Source organism: Citrobacter sp. wls826 (assembly GCF_005281245.1).
Classification (GTDB): Bacteria; Pseudomonadota; Gammaproteobacteria; order Enterobacterales; family Enterobacteriaceae; genus Citrobacter; species Citrobacter braakii.
In genome coordinates this window covers 9,675-19,007 of sequence record NZ_SZWS01000064.1, presented here as the reverse complement: position 1 = coordinate 19,007, position 9,333 = coordinate 9,675, and the positions used below count along the sequence as shown (strand labels likewise).

Sequence of the window (9,333 nt, the reverse complement as noted above, 5' to 3'; positions counted from 1 at the left end):
TGCTGACCTACGGTAGCGTCTGCTGCCGTAGGCCAAGGATAACGTATGGATTACCTGCAAATACTCTCCCCGATCCACAACTTCCTGCACTGTAAAACGCCCCAGGCCTGGCTTGATAAAGCGCGAGCCCCGGCGAATCTCCCTCTGTTACTGACGGATCATCTCGTCTGCGAGCTAAAAGCGGCGCAAACGGCCATGCTGCTGGTGCGTAAGTATGTTGCAGATAAACAGGGATCGCAGGCGCTACTGGACTGGCTGAAACCCTATGAAGCGTATGCTTTCAGAGAAGGGGATGAACCGGATTTTATCGCGCTGAATAAACAGATTAGCAAAAGCGTAATGCCGCAAACTGACGATCCGTGGGGGCGTAAGCTGATCGACAGCATGGTTTTGCTGATCAAAGAAGAGCTGCACCACTTCTGGCAGGTGCGTGAGGCGATGATGAGCCGCAACATTCCCTACGTCAAAATTACCGCCAGCCGTTATGCCAAAGGCATGCTTAAAGAGGTGCGAACCCACGAGCCATTAACGCTAATCGATAAACTGATTTGCGGGGCTTACATTGAGGCGCGTTCTTGTGAACGGTTTGCCGCGCTGGCGCCGTATTTGGATGACGATTTACAGGCATTTTATCTTTCTCTGCTGCGATCCGAGGCGCGGCACTATCAGGACTATCTGGCGTTGGCACAGCAGGTTTCTGCCGACGATATCAGTCGTCGGGTGCGGTTCTTTGGCGAAGTAGAAGCCGCATTGATTACTTCTCCCGACGATGAATTCCGCTTCCACAGCGGCGTGCCAGCCTGACTCTCTTCTCTGACGCGCGGCGCTAATCGTCGCGCGGTTTTACCTTTCCTGTTTCCATTAGCAAAATCTGGTGGCTGGAAATCGCTCGCTGCTACCGTAATAATCAAAACACACGAAGGGGAAATATATCCCCGCAACAGAGACTGTTTTGCATAAGGATGGTTAATGAACTGGGCACACGTATTGTTGGCGGGTTATATCGGGGCGGTGATTGCTATCGTCGTTGGCATGTTTCGCAAAAAAGGCTGGCTGGGCAAGATCTCCGGCGCGGTGGTTTTTGTGGTGGCGATTGTCGCGTGGAATCTGTTTGATGTGCACTACCTGATCCCGCGCGAAAGCCCTGATTATGGGCTGACGGACGCGCAGAAATTTGAAAATGCGATGCTGGCAATGCCTGTTTATCAGGTACTTAAAGAGCAGGAACCCGCGTTATGGCAGAACATCCTCAACCAGGCAACGCAACTGAAAGAAGCTGGGAAAAGCGAACAACAGATTATCGACGCTATTCAGCCGCAAATCCTGCAGGTACAGATGGCGCGTTTGCAGCAGGCACCCGATGCCAATGTGATTGAGTATATGAAAATTAACCTCGAGCAGATTGCTGCGGTGGCAAAAGTGGGCGATGACGAGTGTTTTCGCTTTCTGTTCCCGGCGGTGAAAGGCGGGATTAACCCGGTGCGTATTATTCCGCGGGAGCTGATGAATCGTCGTATGGCCAGCGACATGAGTATGATGCACGCGGCTTATGGCCCGAACAAACATACGGTTACGGCGCAAGAGAAACAGCTGGCGCTTCAGGATCTGCAATCCATCAGCCCGGGATTGGTACAGCGCTTTGGACCGGATATCCAGATTATGGCTGATCCGAGTAAAGGTGTGGGCAAAGAGAAAGTCGCCTGTGAAATGGTGCAGGATTTATGGTCACAGGTGCTGACGCTGCCAACCGCTCGCGCGGCTGGCGTCATTCGGCTGATGCTCTCCGCCGAAATGCAGTAACGCAACCATTGCCCCTCCGGCTGAAGTCAGAGGGGCTTTAACATCCGCACTTCGCAATCCACGTGCCCGGTACAGCCCAGCGCTTCGTTGATATGCTCAAACCCTAAATGTTCATACAGGCGGATTGCCTCGGTCAGAAACGCCGTGGTCTCCAGATAGCACTGTTTGAAACCCTGCTCACGGGCATGTTCGAGGGCCATCAGCGCCAGCTTTTTCGCCAGCCCCTGACCGCGTGCGCTCGACAGGAAGTACATCTTTTGCAGTTCGCAAATGTCCGGTTCGCTACATCCTAACGGCGCAACGCCGCCGCCGCCCACGACTTCACCGTTTTGCTCAACCACCCAGTAGGCCGCGCCCGGCTGGCTATAAACCTGGAATAGTTCATCCAGATTAGGGTCGGCAACGGTATAGCCCTTATCGGCAGTAAGCCCGTATTCAGCGGAAACTTTGCGGATCACCGCAGCGATAGCGGCATTATCTGCTGCGGTGATTCGGCGCAGCGTAAGCGTGGTGGGTAGCACAACATTCATAATATGGCTCAATTCTAAAAATACACTTATATATTTATTTAATACCACTCTCTTCTGTCGGGTGCAAGACGTTCCTGAATCAGAAAAAATTAAAACACATTGGCTAATTAAAAATAGTATTGTAAACGAACCAGTAAATAAACACTGGTTTTTATTTTTTATCTTAATGGAATTTATATTAGGGATATTGTTCATGAATGATTTTGTTGGTGGTCGGGAAAATCAACGACACACATTTATTTTTATCGGTAAAGGATGGCAGTACTTTATTATTTGCATTGTCAATTTTTTGCTGTGTTGTATTACTCTGGGTATTTATACACCGTGGGCGATAGTGAAATGTCGGCGTTATATTTACGAAAATATGACTCTCAATGGCCAACCCTTTACCTATAAGGCGACTGGTGGCGCGATATTCGTAAGCTTCTTGTCGATTATGGTGGTTTATGGTGCCAGCATGAGTTCTATTGCTAACGGCAGTCCTCTCGTTGGTTTTACTTTGATTGGTTTACTGGTAGCTGTCCTTCCATTAATGACCATAAAAAGCCTGCAGTATCAGGCGATGATGACGTCGCTTAACGGTGTGCGTTTTGGTTTTGACTGCTCACAATTACATGCATGGCTTTTTTTACTGGTTGTGCCAGTGGTGCTTGCTGTGGTGAACTGGGGAGTGATTTATCTTCTGATACTTGCCACCGACTGGATTGAGGGCAGTACTGGAATGCTTATCAGAATAGCATTTATTGCGTTGGTGGGAATTGTGGGCATGGGTATCACCTACGGTATTACCTATGCAAAATGGATGCAGTTAGTGGGTAATGGCGGTAATTTTGGTATTCACCGCTTTACTATTAACGTCAATATGAAAGCAAGCATAGTGGGGTGTATTAAAGCCGTGCTGGTACTGCTGCCATTTGTTGTTGTGATTGTCTGGCTAATTGCCCCTATTTTTCTGCAAATGGTGATGTTGGCTGTGTTAGGCGTGGCCGACGACGAATTTATCCGGGAGAATCAGAGCAGAATAATGGCGAGCTATTTTCTCTATTTCGCCGGAATTATTGTGGTTGGAAGCTATTTATACACCACGCTACGTAATCTGTTCATGAATAACCTGGCGCTGGCCGAGGGCAAAATCCGCTTTCATTCTTCCGTCACTGCACATGGCCTGATCTGGCGTTTTGTACTGGTGTTGTTTATTTCAGGCATCACGTTTGGGCTAGCTTATCCGTGGATGAAAATGTGGCTGGTCAGTTGGCTGGCCAGTAACTCCCATGTACAAGGGGATTTGGATGCGCTGGAACTGACTGACCATACAGAGGCGTTGGAAACAGGTCCGGCGATGTGGGTATCACGTGGTGTGATGACCTACTTCCCGTTCATCTGATACAACAAGGCCGGAGCATGCTCCGGCCTTTAATACGTGTATAACGTCAACGGCAATTACAGCGCGGCGATGACCGCCTGCTGCTCAATCAGCTTCGCTTTCGCTTCCGCATAACCGTCCAGCTTCTCACGCTCTTTGGCGATAACTGCTTCCGGTGCGCGAGCAACGAAACCTTCGTTGGAAAGTTTGCCTTCGATACGGGCAATCTCACCTTCGATTTTCGCCACTTCTTTCGCCAGACGCGCCAGCTCATCTTCTTTATTGATGAGGCCAGCCATCGGGATCAGCAGCTCGGCGCCGTCGATGATTTTGGTCACGGAGACTGGACCTTTGTCATCGGCTGGCAGCACGGTGATGCTTTCCAGACGCGCCAGGTTCAGCAGGAAGCTGCGGTTATCGTTCACACGGCGCATCGCATCAGCGCTGCAACCACGCAGCAGCAGTTCGAGCGGTTTGCCTGGGGCGATGTTCATTTCCGCACGGATGTTACGTACGGCAACGATCGCCTGCTTCAGCCATTCGGTATCAGCCAGTGCGGCTTCATCAACCTGTGCGGCGTTATATTCCGGGAACGGTTGCAGCATGATGGTGTCGGCGGTAATACCGGAAATCACCTTCACGCGCTGCCAGATGGTCTCGGTGATGAACGGGATGATCGGATGCGCCAGGCGCAGCAGACCTTCCAGAACGGTGACCAGCGTATTGCGGGTGCCGCGCAGTTCAGACTCGGAACCGCCGTTCATTACCGGCTTGGTCAGCTCCAGATACCAGTCGCAGAACTGGTTCCAGGTGAATTCGTACAGAATGCCCGCGGCGATGTCGAAGCGGAAGTTGTCCAGCGCTTCGCGGTACGCTTTGATGGTCTGGTTGAATTCAGCAAGGATCCAGCGATCCGCCAGCGACAGGGTCATTTCGCCGCCGTTGAAGCCGCAATCCTGGTCTTCGGTGTTCATCAGCACGAAGCGGCTGGCGTTCCACAGCTTGTTACAGAAGTTACGGTAACCTTCCAGACGCTTCATATCCCAGTTGATGTCGCGACCGGTAGAGGCCAGCGCCGCCAGGGTGAAGCGCAGTGCGTCGGTGCCGTGCGGCTCGATGCCGTCCGGGAACTGCTTCTCGGTACGCTTGGCTATCTTCTCGGCCAGCTGCGGCTGCATCATGTTGCCGGTACGTTTCTCCAGCAGTTCTGCCAGGGAGATACCGTCGACCATATCCAACGGGTCAATGACGTTGCCCTTGGATTTGGACATCTTCTGGCCTTCGTCGTCGCGGATCAGACCGGTCATGTAGACGGTCTTAAACGGCACCTGCGGCTTGCCGTTTTCATCTTTGATGAAATGCATGGTCATCATGATCATGCGGGCAATCCAGAAGAAGATGATGTCGAAACCGGAAACCATCACGCTGGTTGGGTGGAACTGACGCAGCGCGTAGGTGTTTTCCGGCCAGCCCAGGGTAGAGAAGGTCCACAGTGCGGAGGAGAACCAGGTATCGAGAACGTCTTCGTCCTGGCGAAGCTGAACGTCGGCACCGAGGTTGTTTTCCTGACGCACTTCGTCTTCGGTACGGCCAACGTAGACGTTGCCGTCGTTGTCATACCATGCCGGGATACGGTGACCCCACCACAGCTGACGGGAAATACACCAGTCCTGAATATCGCGCATCCAGGAGAAGTACATGTTTTCGTACTGCTTCGGTACGAACTGAATGTCGCCGTTTTCAACCGCTTCAACCGCCGGTTTCGCCAGCACGTCGGCACGGACGTACCACTGGTCGGTCAGCATCGGTTCAATAACCACGCCGCCACGGTCGCCGTAAGGTACGGTCAGGTCGTGCGGTTTAATTTCTTCCAGCAGGCCCAGCGCATCAACGGCGGCAACCACCGCTTTACGCGCGGCAAAGCGCTCCAGCTTCTGGAACTCAGCCGGGATTTCATTGGAATAAACGTCGGATTCTTCGCCTTTGGTGTCGTACACTTCCGCGGTTTCACGGATGTCGCCGTCAAAGGTCAGAATATTGATCATCGGCAGGCCGTGACGTTTCCCGACTTCGTAGTCGTTAAAGTCGTGCGCCGGGGTGATCTTCACGCAGCCGGTGCCTTTTTCCATATCAGCGTGTTCATCGCCGACGATGGGAATGCGGCGGTTAACCAGCGGCAGAACAACAAACTTGCCAATCAGATCTTTATAACGCGGATCTTCCGGGTTGACGGCCACGCCGGTATCGCCCAGCACGGTTTCCGGACGGGTCGTTGCCACAACCAGGTAATCTTTACCGTCTGCGGTTTTCGCACCGTCGGCCAGCGGATAGCGGATGTGCCACATTGAGCCTTTCGACTCGCGGTTTTCCACTTCCAGGTCGGAAATCGCGGTGCGCAGTTTCGGGTCCCAGTTCACCAGGCGCTTGCCACGGTAAATCAGGTCTTCTTTGTACAGGCGAACGAAGACTTCTTTCACGGCATTGGAAAGACCTTCGTCCATAGTGAAGCGCTCGCGCTCCCAGTCAACGGAGTTGCCGAGACGGCGCATCTGGCGGGTGATGGTGCCGCCGGATTCCGCTTTCCACTGCCAGATTTTGTCGATAAACGCTTCGCGACCGTAGTCGTGGCGGGTTTTACCTTCTTCAGCGGCAATCTTACGCTCAACCACCATCTGGGTTGCGATACCCGCGTGATCGGTACCTGCCTGCCACAGGGTGTTTTTACCCTGCATGCGCTGGTAGCGGATCATGGTATCCATGATGGTTTGCTGGAAAGCATGACCCATATGCAAACTGCCGGTGACGTTCGGCGGCGGGATCATGATGCAGAAGGACTCTTTGCTTTCATCGCCGTTAGGTTTGAAATAGCCCTGCTTTTCCCAGTGCTCGTAAAGCGGCTGTTCGATATCTTGTGGGTTGTATGTCTTTTCCATTATTTCCAGGTTGCCGTATTCAGGTTAAAACCGGCCACGCGGTAAGCTTTGTAGCGATCGCGTGCCGATTGTTTCAAAGAATCTTCGTAAGGAACGAAGTCTATCACTTCTGTGAAAGCGGTGGCAAAATCTGCAAAGCCAACGCGCAAACTGATAAGCAGGTCGCGCGGGCTGCTGTTGCGTTTCTCCGGCCAGGCAATCTCTACCGGTGCGCCGCCTCTGGGGCCTTCACCTGCCAGATTATGCGGAACAAAGCTTTCTGCCGGTCTTGCCCACAGGGCTTCATCCAGTCGAAGAGCCTGCTTTTCGTTTTCGCAGGCGATCAGCACGCGCTTGCCAGCACGCCAACGTTCTGCGGCAATTTCACACACCAACTGCTCGACGGCGCTTAAGCCATCGTGTTGCGTGTCATTGTCCAGAAGATAGAAAGTTGCGTTTCTCATATATGGGGCTTCTTCTGGTGAATTTAAATGCGTTGCCATGATGCACAACCGTAGGCCGGATGGCGTTGCGCTTATCCGGCCTACGGGTCTTATTGCTTGTGCTTACCGCCTTACTCTTCGCCGTTAAAACCGGCACGATTGAGCAGGAACTGCGACAGCAGCGCCACCGGACGACCGGTTGCGCCTTTGGCTTTCCCTGAACGCCATGCGGTACCGGCGATATCGAGGTGCGCCCAGTTGTACTTACGGGTAAAGCGTGACAGGAAGCAGCCCGCGGTAATGGCGCCGCCAGGACGTCCGCCGATGTTCGCCATATCCGCAAAGTTGGACTCTAGCTGCTCCTGGTATTCATCGCCCAGCGGCAAACGCCACGCGCGGTCGCCAGCCTGTTCGGACGCACCGATCAGCTCATGCGCCAGCGGGTTGTGGTTCGACATCAGTCCGGTGATGTGATGGCCCAGCGCAATCACGCACGCGCCGGTAAGGGTTGCGACGTCAATCACCGCTTCTGGCTCAAAGCGCTCGACGTAGGTTAATACGTCGCACAGGACCAGACGGCCTTCGGCATCGGTATTGAGAACTTCAACGGTCTGACCAGACATGGTGGTCAGCACGTCGCCTGGACGATACGCACGGCCACCCGGCATGTTTTCGCAGCCTGCCAGCACGCCGACGACGTTGATTGGCAGCTGAAGCTCGGCCACCATGCGCATCACGCCATATACCGCTGCCGCGCCGCACATGTCGTATTTCATCTCATCCATGCCTTCGGCAGGTTTGATGGAGATACCGCCAGAGTCAAAGGTTAACCCTTTACCGACCAGCACGATCGGACGCGCGTCTTCGGACGGATTGCCTTTGTACTCGATGACCGACATCAGCGACTCATTCTGCGAGCCGTGACCGACGGCCAGATAAGAGTGCATGCCCAGCTCTTTCATCTGCTGCTCGCCGATCACGCGGGTTACAACATTTTTGCTGTAGCTGTCTGCCAGCTGGCGCGCCTGAGAGGCAAGGTAGGCGGCGTTACAGATGTTCGGCGGCATGTTGCCGAGATCTTTTGCCGCTTTAATGCCGGCGGCGATCGCCAGACCGTGCTGGATCGCACGTTCACCGCTGGTCAGTTCCCGGCGGGTCGGTACGTTGAAGACCATTTTACGCAGCGGACGACGCGGCTCGCTTTTGTTGGTCTTCAGTTGATCAAAGCTGTACAGCGTTTCCTGTGCTGTCTCAACGGCCTGACGCACTTTCCAGTAGTTATTGCGCCCTTTGACGTGCAGCTCAGTCAGGAAGCAGACGGCTTCCATTGAGCCAGTATCATTCAGCGTATTGATGGTTTTCTGAATGACCTGCTTGTACTGGCGCTCATCAAGCTCGCGCTCTTTGCCACAACCAATGAGGAGAATTCGCTCAGACAGAACGTTAGGAACATGGTGCAGCAACAGGGTTTGACCTGGTTTGCCTTCCAGTTCGCCACGACGCAGCAGTGCGCTGATGTACCCGTCGCTGATCTTGTCGAGCTGCTCTGCAATCGGAGAGAGACGGCGTGGTTCAAAGACACCCACGACGATGCACGCACTCCGCTGTTTCTCCGGGCTACCGCTTTTTACACTGAACTCCATGCACTACGCTCCTGAATCTTAAAGACAACGGCGGTGGCTACGGATAGAATTGCAAGCTTTCGTAACTCATACCCGCTGTTGCGGTGACTTCGTGTTAATCTTAACGTTATTACGGCATTGGCACGTCAGAACAATTTCTGAGAGGTGGATCCGTTGAGTATAATGATCTTAGCGACGATTTCGACGACTCAAGAGAATAAATGACGTTTAAGCCATGAAACAAGCTAAATTCCGGCAAAAGACGGGTTTTTACGGGCGTATTTAAAGTGATAATCATAAGATATCTGGTTCGGGAAACGCTCAAAAGCCAACTTGCGATCCTATTCATCCTGCTTTTGATCTTCTTTTGTCAAAAGTTAGTCAGGATCCTTGGTGCGGCGGTTGACGGTGATATCCCGGCGAATCTGGTGCTCTCGCTGCTGGGGCTGGGCGTGCCAGAAATGGCGCAACTTATCTTGCCATTAAGCCTGTTCCTCGGGCTGCTGATGACGCTGGGCAAACTGTATACCGAAAGTGAAATTACGGTCATGCACGCCTGCGGGCTGAGCAAGGCTGTCTTAGTGAAAGCGGCGATGGTGCTGGCGCTGTTTACCAGTATTATTGCGGCGGTCAACGTGATGTGGGCCGGACCGTGGTCCTCCA

At 53.2% G+C, this 9,333-nt stretch carries 9 protein-coding genes; 5 read left to right on the top strand and 4 right to left on the bottom strand.

The annotated features are described in order from the left end of the window. Positions 1-45 precede the first annotated feature (45 nt). Together miaE and FDW87_RS20050 are read left to right on the top strand one after the other, a co-directional pair. Positions 46-804 carry a tRNA isopentenyl-2-thiomethyl-A-37 hydroxylase MiaE gene (gene miaE / locus FDW87_RS20055; RefSeq protein WP_137380100.1) on the top strand — a complete coding sequence of 253 codons (759 nt, stop codon included), beginning with the start codon at positions 46-48 and terminating at the stop codon, positions 802-804. A gap of 165 nt (positions 805-969) precedes the next feature. Further along, positions 970-1,800 (top strand): topoisomerase II, encoded by an 831-nt coding sequence (locus FDW87_RS20050; RefSeq protein WP_109017739.1) that lies wholly within the window; start codon positions 970-972, stop codon positions 1,798-1,800. 26 nt (positions 1,801-1,826) lie between these two features. Here the strand turns inward: FDW87_RS20050 and FDW87_RS20045 are convergent, their stop codons facing one another. After that, positions 1,827-2,330, bottom strand: coding sequence for a GNAT family N-acetyltransferase (locus tag FDW87_RS20045; RefSeq protein ID WP_075849114.1), 504 nt, complete (start codon positions 2,328-2,330; stop codon positions 1,827-1,829). Between the two features lie 193 nt (positions 2,331-2,523). On the opposite strand from FDW87_RS20045, the gene FDW87_RS20040 reads away from it, so the two are divergent. Then, positions 2,524-3,714, top strand: a complete 1,191-nt coding sequence (locus tag FDW87_RS20040; protein ID WP_065554565.1) for a YjgN family protein — start codon at positions 2,524-2,526, stop codon at positions 3,712-3,714. Positions 3,715-3,770: 56 nt separating this feature from the next. On the opposite strand, the gene FDW87_RS20035 is transcribed toward FDW87_RS20040, so the two are convergent. From FDW87_RS20035 to pepA, 3 genes are all read right to left on the bottom strand, one after another. Further along, positions 3,771-6,626 (bottom strand): valine--tRNA ligase, encoded by a 2,856-nt coding sequence (locus FDW87_RS20035; RefSeq protein WP_137380099.1) that lies wholly within the window; start codon positions 6,624-6,626, stop codon positions 3,771-3,773. Continuing rightward, complete coding sequence (holC, locus tag FDW87_RS20030) at positions 6,626-7,069, bottom strand: DNA polymerase III subunit chi (RefSeq protein ID WP_016151505.1); 444 nt, start codon at positions 7,067-7,069, stop codon at positions 6,626-6,628. The genes FDW87_RS20035 and holC overlap by 1 nt, the downstream gene beginning before the upstream one ends. Positions 7,070-7,179: 110 nt before the next feature. Further along, a complete protein-coding gene (pepA, locus tag FDW87_RS20025; protein ID WP_003025870.1) occupies positions 7,180-8,691 on the bottom strand; it encodes a leucyl aminopeptidase in 1,512 nt (503 codons plus the stop codon). Positions 8,692-8,844: 153 nt separating this feature from the next. Here pepA and FDW87_RS21230 point away from each other — a divergent pair, with 153 nt between their 5' ends. After that, the gene (locus tag FDW87_RS21230) at positions 8,845-8,895 is read left to right on the top strand and encodes a hypothetical protein (protein WP_212723231.1); all 51 of its coding nucleotides are present in this window, start codon (positions 8,845-8,847) and stop codon (positions 8,893-8,895) included. Positions 8,896-8,957: 62 nt separating this feature from the next. After that, positions 8,958-9,333 (top strand): LptF/LptG family permease (locus FDW87_RS23150; protein WP_252363271.1); only part of this gene is annotated, 376 nt, incomplete at its 3' end.